This is a genomic window from Synechococcus sp. 1G10 (assembly GCF_002252625.1).
Classification (GTDB): Bacteria; Cyanobacteriota; Cyanobacteriia; order PCC-6307; family Cyanobiaceae; genus Regnicoccus_A.
In genome coordinates this window covers 23,785-37,969 of sequence record NZ_NQKW01000007.1, presented here as the reverse complement: position 1 = coordinate 37,969, position 14,185 = coordinate 23,785, and the positions used below count along the sequence as shown (strand labels likewise).

General features: G+C 64.8%; 14 protein-coding genes. 9 read left to right on the top strand and 5 right to left on the bottom strand.

Annotated elements, in window-relative coordinates; translation table 11 throughout:
* Positions 1 to 54 precede the first annotated feature (54 nt).
* Positions 55 to 297, top strand: a complete 243-nt coding sequence (locus CJZ82_RS07800; protein WP_094555237.1) for a type II toxin-antitoxin system Phd/YefM family antitoxin — start codon at positions 55 to 57, stop codon at positions 295 to 297.
* Positions 294 to 563, top strand: a complete 270-nt coding sequence (locus tag CJZ82_RS07795) for a Txe/YoeB family addiction module toxin (RefSeq protein WP_094555236.1) — start codon at positions 294 to 296, stop codon at positions 561 to 563. The genes CJZ82_RS07800 and CJZ82_RS07795 overlap by 4 nt, the downstream gene beginning before the upstream one ends.
* Here the strand turns inward: CJZ82_RS07795 and CJZ82_RS07790 are convergent.
* Positions 529 to 1,983: an FAD-dependent monooxygenase gene (locus CJZ82_RS07790; protein ID WP_233130113.1), complete on the bottom strand. Its 1,455-nt coding sequence runs from the start codon at positions 1,981 to 1,983 to the stop codon at positions 529 to 531. The two genes, CJZ82_RS07795 and CJZ82_RS07790, sit on opposite strands and share 35 nt — an antisense overlap.
* A gap of 151 nt (positions 1,984 to 2,134) precedes the next feature.
* Between CJZ82_RS07790 and CJZ82_RS07785 the strand changes: the two genes are divergently transcribed.
* A complete protein-coding gene (locus CJZ82_RS07785) occupies positions 2,135 to 2,785 on the top strand; it encodes a hypothetical protein (protein WP_094555234.1) in 651 nt (216 codons plus the stop codon).
* Between the two features lie 99 nt (positions 2,786 to 2,884).
* A complete protein-coding gene (locus tag CJZ82_RS07780; protein ID WP_094555363.1) occupies positions 2,885 to 3,979 on the top strand; it encodes a linear amide C-N hydrolase in 1,095 nt (364 codons plus the stop codon).
* Between the two features lie 86 nt (positions 3,980 to 4,065).
* Here the strand turns inward: CJZ82_RS07780 and CJZ82_RS18875 are convergent, their stop codons facing one another.
* The gene (locus CJZ82_RS18875) at positions 4,066 to 4,329 is read right to left on the bottom strand and encodes a serine hydrolase domain-containing protein (protein WP_233130112.1); all 264 of its coding nucleotides are present in this window, start codon (positions 4,327 to 4,329) and stop codon (positions 4,066 to 4,068) included.
* A 112-nt stretch (positions 4,330 to 4,441) separates the two neighbouring features.
* Between CJZ82_RS18875 and CJZ82_RS07770 the strand changes: the two genes are divergently transcribed.
* From CJZ82_RS07770 to CJZ82_RS07755, 5 genes are all read left to right on the top strand, one after another.
* Positions 4,442 to 5,275, top strand: a complete 834-nt coding sequence (locus CJZ82_RS07770) for a hypothetical protein (protein ID WP_143593570.1) — start codon at positions 4,442 to 4,444, stop codon at positions 5,273 to 5,275.
* A 58-nt stretch (positions 5,276 to 5,333) separates the two neighbouring features.
* Positions 5,334 to 5,507 carry a hypothetical protein gene (locus CJZ82_RS18310; protein WP_158218507.1) on the top strand — a complete coding sequence of 58 codons (174 nt, stop codon included), beginning with the start codon at positions 5,334 to 5,336 and terminating at the stop codon, positions 5,505 to 5,507.
* Positions 5,508 to 5,681: 174 nt separating this feature from the next.
* Positions 5,682 to 5,843 (top strand): type II toxin-antitoxin system PemK/MazF family toxin, encoded by a 162-nt coding sequence (locus CJZ82_RS07765; RefSeq protein ID WP_094555232.1) that lies wholly within the window; start codon positions 5,682 to 5,684, stop codon positions 5,841 to 5,843.
* A gap of 340 nt (positions 5,844 to 6,183) precedes the next feature.
* A complete protein-coding gene (locus tag CJZ82_RS07760; protein WP_233130110.1) occupies positions 6,184 to 8,373 on the top strand; it encodes an adenylate/guanylate cyclase domain-containing protein in 2,190 nt (729 codons plus the stop codon).
* A complete protein-coding gene (locus CJZ82_RS07755) occupies positions 8,370 to 9,830 on the top strand; it encodes a mechanosensitive ion channel family protein (RefSeq protein WP_094555231.1) in 1,461 nt (486 codons plus the stop codon). Before CJZ82_RS07760 ends, CJZ82_RS07755 begins: the two co-directional genes overlap by 4 nt.
* A gap of 46 nt (positions 9,831 to 9,876) precedes the next feature.
* On the opposite strand, the gene CJZ82_RS07750 is transcribed toward CJZ82_RS07755, so the two are convergent.
* From CJZ82_RS07750 to CJZ82_RS07740, 3 genes are all read right to left on the bottom strand, one after another.
* Positions 9,877 to 12,702, bottom strand: a complete 2,826-nt coding sequence (locus CJZ82_RS07750; protein ID WP_094555230.1) for a cation-transporting P-type ATPase — start codon at positions 12,700 to 12,702, stop codon at positions 9,877 to 9,879.
* Between the two features lie 82 nt (positions 12,703 to 12,784).
* Positions 12,785 to 13,858, bottom strand: a complete 1,074-nt coding sequence (arsB, locus tag CJZ82_RS07745) for an ACR3 family arsenite efflux transporter (protein ID WP_304442158.1) — start codon at positions 13,856 to 13,858, stop codon at positions 12,785 to 12,787.
* On the bottom strand, positions 13,855 to 14,175 hold the full coding sequence (locus CJZ82_RS07740) for a helix-turn-helix transcriptional regulator (RefSeq protein WP_094555360.1): 321 nt from the start codon (positions 14,173 to 14,175) through the stop codon (positions 13,855 to 13,857). The genes arsB and CJZ82_RS07740 overlap by 4 nt, the downstream gene beginning before the upstream one ends.
* Between the last annotated feature and the right edge of the window lie 10 nt (positions 14,176 to 14,185).

The following is a 14,185-nucleotide window of genomic DNA, read 5'->3' as shown; positions in this document are numbered from 1 at the left end:
GCCCGGACGAGAACCGAGAGAAGTACGCTTTGGCGTACGCCTTCTGGAGGGTCAGTGAGCAGCCTTTCCGCCACCGAGGCCCGCAAGCGGCTGTACGCCCTCATCGACGAGGTGGGGCAATCCCATGAGCCGATCCAGATCACCGGCAAGCGCGGCAACGCCGTGCTCCTCTCGGAAGAAGACTGGCGGGCCATCCAGGAAACCCTGCACCTTGTCTCGATTCCTGGAATGCGCGAATCGATCCTGGATGGGATGGCCACGCCCTCAACGGAACTGAGCAGCCAACCGGGTTGGTGAGTTGGTCGGTTCTGTTCACCCGACAGGCCCAGAAAGACGCCCGCAAGTTGGCGTCTGCCTCCCCTGCCCTCAAAACCAGCGCCCAGCAGCTCCTTAATCTCCTGGCCGAGGATCCCTACCGCCAGCCGCCTCCCTTCGAGGCGTTGGTGGGTGATCTGCGCGGCGCATGCTCGCGGCGCATCAACATCCAGCACCGGCTTGTTTACCAAGTGCTGGAGCAGGAGAAGGTGGTCAAGGTGTTGCGGATGTGGACCCACTACCAATGAGCCCGGCATACCGCCGCACCGCGCTGCGGTGGTCGGCGTCGGCCCGCAGGCCGATGAAGCCGTCCGGCCGCACGGCCAGCAAGGTGAGGGATCCAAGGCCCAGGCTGGGCGCCTCCTCCAGTTGCAGCGACACCACGGCCTCCACCAGCGCCGGCGGAACCGTGCCGGTGGCCCTGTCGGCCTCCAGCTCTGCCTGCAGGGTGGCGAGTGCCTCCGGCGGTGCCTGCGGACCAGCCAGCAGCAGCAGCGTGTGGCCGCGCCGGTGGGTGAGCTGGTGCAGCAGCGCCGCGCCGGCCCCGGGCGGCAGGGCGATCGTGGTGGGCAGCCGCTGCCCGGCAGCGAGGGGGTGGCCACCCTTGACGCCCTTACCGCCGCTGATCGCCGAGCCGGCGTAACTCACGTTCATCTCGGTTTCCGCCACCACCTCCTGTTGGCGGGCCACCGGATTGGCCAGCATGGCGGCGATCGCCCGGTCGCGGGCGGCACGCTCTCCGCTCTCCTGCAGGGCGTGGGCCTGCTCGGTGGCGTCGCCGGAGCGGCAGATCTGCTGCGCCACCGGACGCCGCTCCTGTTCGTAGCTGTCCAGCAGGGCGGGAACGGCGGCGCCGTGGTGCACCAGCGCCAGCTTCCAGGCCAGGTTGGCCGCATCCTGCAGCCCGCAGTTCATGCCGTGACCCTCGGCGGGAGAGCACACGTGGGCGGCATCGCCGGCCACGAACACCGGTCCGGCCTGGAAGGCGCTGGCCACCCGGCTGTGGCAGTGGAAGCGGCTGGGGTTCTCCACGGCGCTGAAGCGGGCCGCCGGCAGGTAGCGCCGCAGCACGTCGGAGGCCTCTGCCACCAGATCGCCCTGCTCATCGGCGGGCCGCAGGTACACACGCCAGCGCTGCTCGGGCAGTGCCGTGAGGATCAGGGGCGAGGCGTCGAGGTAGGCCGCGTTCAGCTCATGGCTGTCGGCCCAGCCCTCCACCGCCGCATCGAACACGGCCCAGGGGCGGGCGATGGCATGGCCCTCGAAACTGATGCCGCTCAGTTCGCGGGTGGTGCTGCGCAGGCCGTCGCAGCCCACCACCCAGCGGGCCTGCACGGACTGCTCCTGCTCGCCGCAGCTCACCGTGGCGGTCACCCCCTCGCCGCTGGGCTGCAGAGCCACCAGCCGGCAGGCGCGCTGCACGGTGCCCCCCGCGCTCTCGAGATGGTCCGTGAGGATCGCTTCTGTCACCTCTTCTGAGAGCCCGATGTTCAAGCCGTAGCGGCTGCCGCAGACGGCCAGATCCAGTTCCCCCAGCCGTTGGCCGTCGGCGTGGATCAGGATCCGCCGCTGCCGGCAGCCGGCCTCGAGAAACCGCTCCACCAGCCCCAGCGCCTCGAAGATCTCCAGCGAGAGCGGGTGGATCACCGTGGCCCGGTCCCAGTGCAAGGCCCGCTCCCACCACGAGAACGCAGGTCTGGCTGGGCAGGGAGGCAGGCACGGGGCGGTGGCGAGCGGTAAGTCACAGGGCCCCTGCGTGGCGCAGATTAGGGCCGTCAAGCTCGGGCGAACCCGATCCGATGCTTCAGGAGTGCGGCCGATGCTTCCGCGGCGCGTGAAAGATCCGGGCGGCGTGGCAAGCCGTCTGCTGGCGGCCGCCCTGGCCCTCGGCGCGGCGGCGGTGCAGGCGGCCCCCAACGGCACCTGGCTGTCGCAGCCCCAGATCTGGTACTACGCCTCCCAGCGGTCGCTGGACACGACCATGGCCCAGATCCGCGCCAGCAACTACCGGATGGTGTTTCTGGACGTCCGCAAGGTGTCCGACGCGATGCAACAGGAGGCGGCAGAGGCGGCCCGCCGCCAGGGGCTCCTGCCCGTGGTGTGGGTGCAGTCTCCGCAGTACCGCGCGCTGCGCATCGAAGACCTGGTGCATGAGGCCCGCCACGGCGATGGGATCCAGGTGGACGATCACTTCTTCGCCAATTACACCTTGGCGGATTTCTATCTGCTGCGGCAGCTGTACACCAAACCGATCTTCTGCAGCATCCAACCTTTCCAGGCCCGCCTGGTTCCCAGGGCCGGCTGTAATCAGCTCGATGTGCAGTGCTACACCGCCCAGCAGTTCCAGCACTGCCTCAATGTGGCCGACCGCCTCGGCGCCGTGGTCAGTCTCTCCACCCAGAACACCCTGGGGCATCGCAGCAAACTGGGCGGGAGACCCTTCAATACTTTTCTCTGGCAGGGGCCCTAGGTGTGGTGTCCCACCAGGTGATTCCGCTGAGCCCAGCAGGGAGCCAGCCTTGCGCCCACAATGCCTGAAGGCATCACCTGCCCCGCATCGACGCCCCCGATGAAGCACACCCTGAGCACCCTGTTCGCTAGCGCCCTGGCCGTCGCCGCCCTGCTCACTGCCCAGGCAGCCGAGGCCTGCACGGGGATCCGGCTGATCGCCCGCAACGGCGATGTGGTCTTCGCGCGCACCCTGGAGTTTGCGACAGACATCAAATCCGAAGTGATCATGGTGCCCCGGGGCTTCGCGCGCACCGGCACCGCACCCGGCGGCAAAGCGGGAATGCGCTGGACATCCCGCTATGCCTCGCTCGGTGCCAACGGGGAGAAACTGCCCTTCATCTTCGATGGTCTCAACGAAAAGGGCCTGGCGGTGGGCACCTTCTACTTCCCCGGCAGCGCCGGCTTCCAGGAGTTCAGCGCCGCGAGTGCCGGCAGAACCCTCGCCCCCTGGGAGCTCGGCTCCTGGCTTCTGGAGAGCTTCGCCAGCGTGGAGGAGGTGCGGCGCAACATCGGCAACGTGGTGGTGGCGGATGTGATCTTCCCGGCCTGGGGGTTCACCCCTCCCGTTCACTACATCGTCAATGATGCCAGCGGCAAAAGCATCGTCATTGAATACATCGACGGCAAGCTTCAGGTTCATGACAATCCCCTGGGAGTTATGGCGAATTCGCCGTCCTTCGATTGGCACATGACGAACCTGCGCAACTACGTGAACTTTTCGCTCACCAACCCCGCTCCCGTCACGGTCGGAGGCGTGAAGCTGCAGCCCCTTGGCATGGGCGCCGGCATGCTGGGCCTGCCTGGGGATTTCACGCCCCCCTCGCGCTTCGTGCGGGCGGCGGCCTTTTCCACCTCCGTCGAGCCGGGCAAGACGGGCGACGACGCCGTGCTCGAGGCGTTCCATGTGCTCAACAACTTCGACATCCCCAAGGGGGTAGCCCGTGAAGGCCACAAGGATGAGCACGGCAATGTGCTCGCCGACTACACCCTGTGGACCAGCGCCAACGACCTGGCCCGCAAGCGCTTTCTCTTCCGCACCTATGAGAACAGTCAGATCCGATCGCTGGACCTGATGAAGCTGGATCTCAACGCCAGCACCATCAGCCGCTTTTCGATGCAGGGCAAGGAGCGGATCCAGCCGCTGAATCCCTGAAGCCACGTCTGCCGGCGGCGGCCGCAGGCTCGTCGCATCGGCCACGACGGCGGATCAGCTGGCGGTGCGTCTTTTGGGGCGCTTTCTCAAGCCCGGAAGCTGATATCTCCACGGCGATTCTTAGGCGTCGTCATCTCCCCTGGCGGACTGATCCAGGCAGTGTGGCCATCCGTCAGAACGTTGTCGAAGGCGTCATTGCCGATCACGTAGTCGCGGTAGCCGGATGTCATCCGGGCGAGCTGGCCAAACGTGACCCGATCCGCATTCGGGATGTCCGGCAGCCAGCGCGAGAGCTTGTCGTCGAGGCTCACCTTGTTCTCATCGACCAGTTGCAGCAGCAGCGTCGCCACGTAGGAGATCGCGACAGCGCCTTTGCCAAGAACGCGCCTCGCAGATTGGGCGAGCCAGCGTGGATTTTCACTCGCTCGTGCAGAGGGCCCAATGTTCCGTTATTGCTTCGCCATGCCCCGATCACGCCGCTGGCTCGCCCTCGCTGCAGCTCTGCTCCTCCAGTTGCCTGCCCGGGCTGAGCTGGCTGCTGCCTTGCCTGAGCAGAGCATTCGCAGCTACGTGAGGGCTGTGCTTGGCGCTGACGGTGCTGCCTACGCCGCCCACACCACAGGAGATCCGCTCGGCGAGCGGCGCCTTGCCGGTGCAGAGCGGAACGAGGAGCTGCTGCGCCGGCTGGAGGACGATCCCGCAAACCTTGTGATCGAACCGATCCGTCTTTTCGAGTTCCGCGGTCGGCCCCTGGCGGAGCAGGAAGCCTCAAGGCTGCCGACCGGCGCGGTGGGGCTCTACCGACTTCATTTCCTGGGCGGAAACGTCTCGATCGTGCGGCTGATCCGCAGGGATGACGGCTGGAAGGTGGACCTGCGCTGGGGGCTGGAAGGCAGGGCTGATGTGGAGAGCACTTCGCCCCCGCAGCTTGAGCCGCCAGGATCGCCGCAAGCGGTCGCACGCCGGCTGCTCCTCGCCCTGCTGGCCCTGGACCCCATAGCCGCCCAATCCCTGATCGTCTCCGGCGGCAGTGAGGAGCTGCTTTTTCTGGGGGCGCCCTCCAGTCCTGAACCCTCGGGCCAGCTGATGGCGCTGGCGATGGAGATGCCGCTGGTCTCGCTGCAGCCAGGTGAGTTCGCGGCCCTGCCCGACGGTGAGGTGGCGGAGGGGAGCTCAGACCCTGACAGGCTTCTGCTGCTCGGTCTCTTCGGAGTCGTGGAACTCCCCTTTCTGCTGCGGCGCATCGCTGGAGAGTGGCGTGCCATGCCCCAGCCCTATTTCAAGGTTCTGGAGTGATCGCTCTCCTCCCCGCCCCGGTGATCTACAGCCACCGCATCCATGAGCCGGCCAGCCGGTGACCCAGGAGCAACCCGGAGCCTGGCGAGTGGATATCCGCGAACACAGCGAATGGAGTGCCCGCCATCCATGGGCGGCCGGGCGGCGGCAGGAGATTCTGGAGCGCATCGCCGAGGAGGTGGTGCGCCAGAAGGCTCCCACCTGCAGCGCCTTGATTGAGGAGCGGTCGTGATTCATCGAGATCAAGCAGCGCGCCGCGGGCAATGAACAGCGTCAATGAACGCCAGGAACCGGCCCGGATCCTTGCGCTCCTCGTCAACGCAAGCCCTCACTGGGCAGACCACCAGACCTTCGTGGATGCCGTCTTCATCTGGCCGGATCAGTGCTCTGAAAGAAATGGGGCGAGATCTGGAGCGCCGCCGGAAGTGGCGCCTACACCAGCAAGCCGCGACCTGCAGTGATCGTGCAAGGAGATGCCTTCGTGGAGCGGAACTCAATCACCATCTGCCTGCTCGCTAGTGATCTCACCTACTACACCCCGGGCCCTGCCCCGTGCCGCTCAGGTTGATGGGCCGTTTCTGCCTGCAGGTGAGAGTCTCCCGCCGGTGCCATTGAGGCTCCACGGCCGCCACTCCCGCGCCGAGGTGTTTGCGGCGTCCGGGTTGTTGACCGAGGCCAGGCACTTTCCCGGCTGAGTAGCAGAAGGCTGTGATGATCCAGGGAAGCCCAGAAGCTCAGGCCTGACCCTCTGTAGGCCGACACAACTTCCTGTTCGTTGGCTTTCGGAAGATCTGCCGTTCCCTTTGCTGATGCCAGCTTCGATCTTGAGATCAGCGGCAGCCTGATCTTCCCCCGCAAAATGGTGGCATTGAATACAAAATGGCCGAATCGGGGGCTTAGTGTTATTCATGGTTTCCCCGATCCTCAAGCCCTTGGCATGGATGCTGCGGCTCCCCAGGGGTTCCGTGAATCATTTGAGCATCAAATCAAAGCTGATCCTGATGCTCCTGCTGGTGAGCGGTTTCTCCACCCTCTTGACAGCAGCACTCGGTTATCGGAGTGGCCAGGCCAATCTCACCAGTCGCGTCTTCAATCAACTCACCAGTGTTCGTGCCTCCAAGGCTTATCAGATTGAAGCTTATTTTCGAAATATACAGAATCATACCCAGACGCTGAGTGAAGACCTTTCGATCGTAGCGGCCGTCCAGGAGTTCGACGCGGCTTACAGGCAGCTTGAAGACGTACAAGAACCCGCAAAGTCAACGAAGAAGCTTGAGGATTACTACCGCACCCAGTTTTTGCCTCGGCTGGATAAGTACCACGCCGGAACGCCCAATCTGCCGGCTTATCTTGTGGGCGATCGGGCCACGCGATATCTTCAGTATAACTATATAGCTGCTAATCCCAATCCAGTTGGCAAGAAGCAGCAGCTGACAGCCGCCGCAGATGAAAGCGCCTATACACAAGTGCATCGGCGTTACCACCCAATCTTTCGCAATATCGTTTCAAAGTTTGGTTACTACGACATGTTCCTGATCAATCCACAGGGACAAATTGTGTACACCGTGTTCAAGGAAACCGATTACGCCACCAGCCTCGTCAATGGCCCCTACAAGGACAGCAACCTGGCTCGACTGGTGCAGCAGGTGATCGCGTCCAAGGAAAAGGGTTTCACCCAGCTGGTCGACTTTGCCGCCTACGCACCCTCCTACGGCACCCCCGCTTCGTTCATCGCCGCTCCCATCTACAACGGCTCGAAGCTGATGGGCGTGCTGGCATTTCAGATGCCTGTCGATGAGATCAACAACGTAATGACCGGCAACCAGGACTGGCTCCAGGATGGTCTTGGTAAATCGGGTGAAACCATCCTGGTGGGTAATGACAAGCTCATGCGCTCGGCCTCGCGCTTTTATCTACAGGATCCGAAGGGCTTTCTTGCCCAGTTGAAGTCCCGTGGCTTCAAGGAGGATGCCATCGCTCGGCTGAGTCAATACGGCACCACGATTCTGCAGCAGCCTGTGTCCACCCCGGCGGTGACCCGTGCCATCGCCGGCGGCTCGGGAACCCTGAGTGTGGTCGATTATCGGGGCATTCCCGTGCTCAGTTCCTACGCCCCGCTTCAGATCAAAGGCTTCGACTGGGTGATTCTCTCGCAGATGGATCTCGCCGAGGCCTACGCCCCGATCTATGCGTTCCAGCGTCAGATTCTGATCACGGTGACACTGCTGATTCTGCTGGTCACCCTGCTGGCCATGGCACTTGCCCATCTGTTCGTGAAGCCAGTCGAGCAGCTGATAGAAAGTGCCCGGAAGGTCTCTTCCGGCGAACTGGAAAGTATCCCGGAACTGAACTCGAACGATGAATTCGGAGAACTGGGCCGATCGTTCAATGCGGTCGTTCAGAGCCTTCAGACCCAGACGGCACTTGTTGATCAGAAAAATCAGGAAAACGAGCGCCTGTTGTTCAGCGTTTTCCCCAAGGCGATCGCGCGGCGGCTGCAGAGGGGGGAAACCCAGATCTCCGAAGAGGTCACCAATGTGGCGGTGCTCTTTTCCGACCTGAAGGGATTCTCGAAACTGGTGTCATCTCTGAGCGCCTATGAGTCTTTGGCGATCCTCAATGATCTGGTCGCATCCTTCGACGATCTGGCCGACAAATTCGGTCTGGAGAAGGTGAAAACCATCGGCGACAGTTACCTGGCCGTGTGCGGCCTCTCGGTGCCTTACCTCGATCACGACAAACGGGCTGCCGATTTCGCCATCGAAATGCTCGGCATCCTGCGACGCTTCAACCTCGAGCGGGGCTTTGAGCTTGGTATCCAGATCGGCATCCACTCCGGCGACATCGTGGCTGGGATCGTCGGCAAGAGCAGGGTCGTCTATGACATCTGGGGTGAGACGGTCAAGCAGGCTTATTCCCTTAGCCAGGCCTGTCCCTCCGGCAGTGTGCTCGTCTCTGAGATCGTCCATCACCGCCTCGAAGATCTCTACCCGTTCGAGGCCAGCACGGCAGCCAATAATGGCCAGGATGGACTAACGGCCTGGCGACTGTTGAATGCCCCCCTGCCCGTGAGCAGCGAAGTTCCCTCCAGGTCATGACGACTACCCCACCTGTGTGGATCTGGGGAATCGGCCTGGCCATCGCCTTCCCGCTGGTCACGATCCTGCTGGGCGAGGTGATCCATCGCCTGAAGCGCCGAGGCCGGGCCGTGTCGAGCACGGTCCGTCTGGTTCGGGATGTGCTGCTGCCGCTGCTGGTGCTGCTGCTGTTCCTGCAGCACCTGGTCCTGGTTGACCCAGGCACCCGTTTGTTCAGAACTGTCGAGACAGTGTTCTGGGTGTGCGTGATCCATGCATCACTGTCACTGCTCAATGTGATCCTGTTCGAGCAGGCCGAAGCCGACACCTGGCGCTCACGGGTGCCGAAGCTGCTGATCGACCTTGCCCGGCTGTTTCTGATCCTGCTGGGATCGGCGTTCGTGCTGGCCACGGTGTGGAAGGCGGATCTGGCCGGCCTTGTCACGGCCCTTGGGGTGAGTTCGATCGTCATCGGTCTGGCCCTGCAGGACACCCTCGGCAGTGTGATGTCGGGGATCGCCCTGCTGTTCGAGCGGCCGTTCACGGTGGGCGACTGGCTGGAAGTCAGCGGCGTGGTGGGTCAGGTGATCGACATCAACTGGCGAGCCGTGAGGTTGCTGACTCTGGAGCAGGAAATGGTGGTGATTCCCCACAAACTGATCAGCAGCGAGATCATTCGCAACTTCACCAAGCCCACTCCGGTTCACGCTGAAAGGATCCAGATCGGTTTTTCCTATAACGATCCCCCCAACCTGGCGAGGCAGGTGTTGAAGAGCACAGCACTGGAGACCAAGGGCATCCTCCTGGATCCGGAGCCGGATGTCTTCACCCTTGCTTACGAGGACTCAGCGGTGTCGTACGAAGTGAAATTCTTTATTCGCGACTATGGCGATATCGAGCAGATCCGCGAGCGCTTCATGACGCGTGTGTGGTATGCGGCGAAACGCAACAATCTGACGATTCCGTTTCCCATCCGTACGGTCTACAACTTTCATGGGCCCACGAGTCAGCAGAAGGGAATCGCCAAGAAGTTCAGCGAGAGCCTTGAGGCGATACCCTCTTACGTCCCGCTCAATCGTGAGCAGCAGTCCGTTACAACCGCTTCATCGGGGATCTCCCTGCAGCATTTTGCAGCTGGCGAAAAGGTGATCCGGCAAGGGCAAGTCGGCAATGAGCTTTACATCATCGTTGCCGGACAGGCGCTGATGTCAACCCGCAGTGAAAATGGCGATGACCTGGAGTTGCTTTCCCTGAGAAATGGCGAGTTCTTCGGAGAAATGGGCCTGTTCTCCGGTGAACCGAGCGTGGTGACCATCTCTGCCAGCAATGATCTGGAGGTGATGAAGATCTCGGCAGCGGTCGTCAACCAGATGATCGATCGTCAGCCGAGTTTTGCCCGCGAAATCGGTCAGATCCTTGAGATCCGTCGCCTGGCCATCCAGGAGACGACCCAGGCCCACCATCAATCGCTGCAGTAGTGGGGGTTATCCATCCAAGGCATAGCCTGTCGCCTGGCCATCACCACTAGCGAATCGCCGCTGCCAGTTTTGACGGACGTGGACTTCGGCTTCGCTGACGGATCACCAGCTTGTGGATGGTGTCCCCGAGCAGCACCGCCACCGGCGCCAGCGCGATCGGGCCGAGGTAGCCCAGAGGAAAGCGGGCCATTTCGAACACGGCGGCCATGGGGGCCACCAGCACCAGGATGCCGGCCACCACTGGTTCGCTCAACCAACCCAGCCACAGCAGCGGGTTGGGAATGGACAGCAGTTCCCAGAAGGGCCGCCGGTCGCTGCGGCAGGCCAGCAGCGCCCCCATCTGGCCGGCCACGATCAGGCAGAAGGCCACCGTGGAGGCTTCGTGCTGGATCGCCTGCACTGCAGGCGTGGCGCGCTGGTGGAGCAGATCGGGGGCCAGCTGCTGCAGGGCGGCGAGGTCGACGCCGTTGTTGTGCCACACCAGCAGATAGCCCGCCATCGAGATCAGACCCTCCACCAGCCCCAGCACCAGGTAAGCCCGCACCATCAGGGGCCGGTTGAGCAGGGGCAGGTCGCGGGGGCGTGGCGGCTGGTGCATCACCCCTGCCTCGGGGGCCTCGGAGCCCAGGCCCAGGGCCGGCAGCAGATCGGTGCCGAGATCCACAGCCAGGATCTGCAGCACCGTCAGGGCCGCCGGGATCCGCAGCACCACCATCGCCAGGAACGGCACGACCTCCGGCACGTTCGAGGCCAGGATGTAGGTGATGAACTTGCCGATGTTGGCCACCACCGAGCGGCCAAACCGCACGGCCTCCACGATCGTGGCGAAGTTGTCGTCGAGCAGCACGATGTCGGCGGCCTCGCGGGCCACATCGGTGCCGCTGATGCCCATGGCGAGGCCCACGTCGGCGACACGCAGGGCCGGTGCGTCGTTGACGCCATCGCCGGTGACGGCCACCACCTCGCCCAGGGCCTGGTAGGCCTGCACCAGCCGCAGCTTCTGCTCCGGAGCCATGCGGGCGAACACCAGCCTGTGGCGGTACTTGAGCAGCTGCCGCAGATGCACGTCGCTGATCTGGGCCAGGGTGGAGCCCTCGATCACCCGCACCGGATCGGCGCCTGAACTGCCACCCTGGTGATGGTCATCAGTTGCCAGGCGATTGGCGGAGCTCGGCTCCAGCAGGCCGATCTGGAGAGCGATCGCCTGGGCCGTCAGTCCGTAGTCACCGGTCACCATCGTCACCCTGATGCCGGCGTCGCGGCAGCGGCGGATGGCGTCGGGCACTTCCGGTCGGGGCGGGTCGTAGAGGCCCAGCAGGCCGAGCAGGGTCTGGCCCGATTCCAGAACGTCCCCCGGCGCCGCGTGCAGGCCTTCCTCCCCGGCTTTCAGGGCCACGGCAATCACCCGGTAGCCCCTGGCGGCCAGGTCGTCGTTGGCGGCCACCACCCGCCGGCGGCGGACCTGATCGAGCGGTTCGCTGCCGCTGGGCGTGAGCCAGGCCTCACAGCGCTCCAGCACCTCCAGCGGCGCTCCCTTGGTGATCACCAGGCTGCTCCCGCCGGCGATCGGCAACGGCTGGTCGTTCCAACTCACCAGCACCGTCATGCGCCGCCGGTATGAATCGAAGGGGATCTCGCGCAGTCGCGGGTGGAGGCGCTGCCGCTCCGCCGGATCGAGGCCGGCGGCCTGCGCTGCCTGCAGCATCGCCGTTTCGGTGGGATCGCCCACGGCACCCCCGGCATCGAGGCGGGCGTTGCTGCAGAGGGCGGCCCCCTCCAGCAGCAGCCGCTGCAGGTCCTCGCCGGGAACCGGTAGCCAGGTTTCCTCCACCGCCATGCGGTTGCAGGTGAGGGTGCCGGTCTTGTCGCTGCAGATCACGCTCACCGAACCCAGCGTTTCCACCGCCGAGAGACGCCGCACCAGCGCCTTGCGACGGGCCATGCGCTGCACGCTCAAGGCCAGCGCCAGGGTGACCGTGGGCAGAAGGCCTTCGGGCACGTTGGCCACGATGATCCCGATCGCGAAGACCAGGCTCTCCAGGGGCGTCATGCCCACGAAGACCAGGCTCAGGGCGAAGGCGAGCAGGCCCATCGTGATCGCGATCGTGCTGATCGTGTGCACGATCCGGGCCACCTGCTGCTCCAGGGTGCTGGCGCTGCGGTGGGTGCCGGCCGTGAGGCGGGCCACCTGGCCGAATTCGGTTTCGGAGCCGGTGGCATAAACGATCGCTTCGCCCCGGCCGGAGGCGATCGTGCTGCCCGCCAGCAGCAGGTTGGGCCTCTCAGCGGTGGGCAGACGCAGCTCGGCCTGAGCGGCGGGCAGGTCGATGGCCTGACGGGCCACCGGCACCGATTCACCGGTCAGCACCGAAAGATCGACGCGCAGCTCATGGCCCACCCTGATGCGGCAGTCGGCCGGCACCCGATCGCCCTCCTCCAGCAGCAGCCGGTCGCCGGCCACCAGGTCTTCGGCGGAGCGGAAGCCGAGATTTCCATCCCGCCACACCTGCACCTGGCGGGGCAGGGCGCGGGTGAGAGCGGCCAGGGTGCGCTCCGCCTGGAACTCCTGCCAGAACGAGAAGATGCCGTTGATCAGCACCACCGCCCAGATCGCCCAGCCCAGCTGCGGCGTGCCGGCCACGAAGGCCAGCATCCCGGCGATCCAGAGCAGCAGGGCCATGAAGTGGACCATCTGGTCGAGGAAGCGCAGCACCAGGGGCCGGCGTTTCAGCGGCGGCAGCCGGTTGGCGCCATAACGCTCCAGCCGCTGCTCCGCTTCCGGCTGGCTGAGACCCTCGGGGGTGCTGCGCAGGCCTGGATACACCTGCTCCAGCGGCAGTGACCAGATCGGCTGGGAGGCAGCAAGCAGCACCGGGGCAACAGGCTGGGGTGCCTTCAGGATGGCCGGGCTGGATCCGATGGAGTGTCAGCCACTTGCAAGGTGTTGATGTTGTTCAGGTCCTGGGGCTGGCCAGGAGGCGCCGCCTGAGCCAAAGCGACACGTACACCAGCGCCACCAGCACGGGCACCTCGATCAGGGGGCCGATCACCCCTGCCAGGGCCTGGCGCGAGCTGACCCCCCAGACGCTGATGCTCACGGCGATGGCCAGCTCGAAGTTGTTGCCGGCGGCGGTGAAGGCGAGGGTGGCGGTCTTCGGGTAGCTGAGCCAGCTGCGGCGGCCCACCACAAACGCGGTTCCCCACATGATCGCGAAGTAGAGCACCAACGGCACCGCCACCCTGGCCACGGTGAGCGGATCGGATGTGATGGCTTGTCCCTGCAGGGCGAACATCACCACGATCGTGAACAGCAGGCCGTAGAGGGCGAAGGGGCCGATGGTGGGGATGAAGCGCTGCTCGTACCAGCGGGGGCCCTTGAGGCGCAGGCCGATCCGGCGAGTGAGGTAACCCGCCAGCAGGGGCAGCCCCAGGAACACCAGCACCGCCCGGGCGATCTCGGCCATGGAGAAGGCCACATCCTGGGTGGCCAGGCCCAGCCAGCCGGGGAGGATCTTCAGATAGAACCCGCCCAGCAGCGCGTAGGCCAGCACCTGCACGATCGAGTTGATCGCCACCAGCAGGGCCGCCGCTTCCCGATCGCCCTGGGCCAGATCGATCCAGATCAGCACCATGGCGATGCAGGGGGCCAGGCCGATCAGGATCAGCCCGGTGCGGAACTCCGGTTGGCTGGGCAGGAACAACCAGGCCAGGGCGAACATCAGCGCCGGGCCCAGACCCCAGACCAGCAGCAACGACAGCCGCAGCAGGCGTCGATCCCGCAATGTGTGGCCCAGCTCCTCGTAGTGAACCTTCGCCAGCACCGGGTACATCATCAACAGCAGACCCAGGGCGATCGGCAGGGAGGTGTTGCCGATCCTCACGGCATCAAGCAGGCCCTGGATGGCGGGGAAGAAGCGGCCCAGCAGCAGTCCGCTCGCCATCGCCAGCAGGATCCACAGGGGCAGGAACCGATCGAGCACCGACAGCCTGGCCAGCACGGCGCGTTCTTCGGGGGGCGCGTCGCTCACGGGCAGGGGCTGGCGGAGTTGCGGCAGTCGGCACTCAAGGCAGCAAGCCAACCACGCAGATCGTCGAGGGCTTCGGGGCGCAGGCGGTAGTAGATCCAGCGGCCCTCCTGCCGGTCGGCCAGCAGCCCGGCCTGCTTGAGCACCTTGAGGTGAAAGGAGAGCTTCGACTGGGCCAGGCCGAGATCGGCGGTGAGATCACAGACGCAACGCTCGCCGCCGCCGAGGGCCTCGATCACCTGTAACCGCAACGGATCGGCGAGGGCCTTGAGCAGCGCTCGGGCCTGGTCGCTTTGCAGGGATGTGGTGGCGACGCTCATCGGATCGGGC

What these genes read in the sequence shown, in the direction of transcription:
- CJZ82_RS07785 (WP_094555234.1), top strand. Translation starts at nt 2,135, where the DNA reads ATGCTTCCGCGGCGCGTGAAAGATCCGGGCGGCGTGGCAAGCCGTCTG.
- CJZ82_RS07760 (WP_233130110.1), top strand. Translation starts at nt 6,184, where the DNA reads ATGGTTTCCCCGATCCTCAAGCCCTTGGCATGGATGCTGCGGCTCCCC.
- CJZ82_RS07770 (WP_143593570.1), top strand. Translation starts at nt 4,442, where the DNA reads ATGCCCCGATCACGCCGCTGGCTCGCCCTCGCTGCAGCTCTGCTCCTC.
- CJZ82_RS07780 (WP_094555363.1), top strand. Translation starts at nt 2,885, where the DNA reads ATGAAGCACACCCTGAGCACCCTGTTCGCTAGCGCCCTGGCCGTCGCC.
- CJZ82_RS07755 (WP_094555231.1), top strand. Translation starts at nt 8,370, where the DNA reads ATGACGACTACCCCACCTGTGTGGATCTGGGGAATCGGCCTGGCCATC.
- CJZ82_RS07740 (WP_094555360.1), bottom strand. Translation starts at nt 14,175, where the DNA reads ATGAGCGTCGCCACCACATCCCTGCAAAGCGACCAGGCCCGAGCGCTG.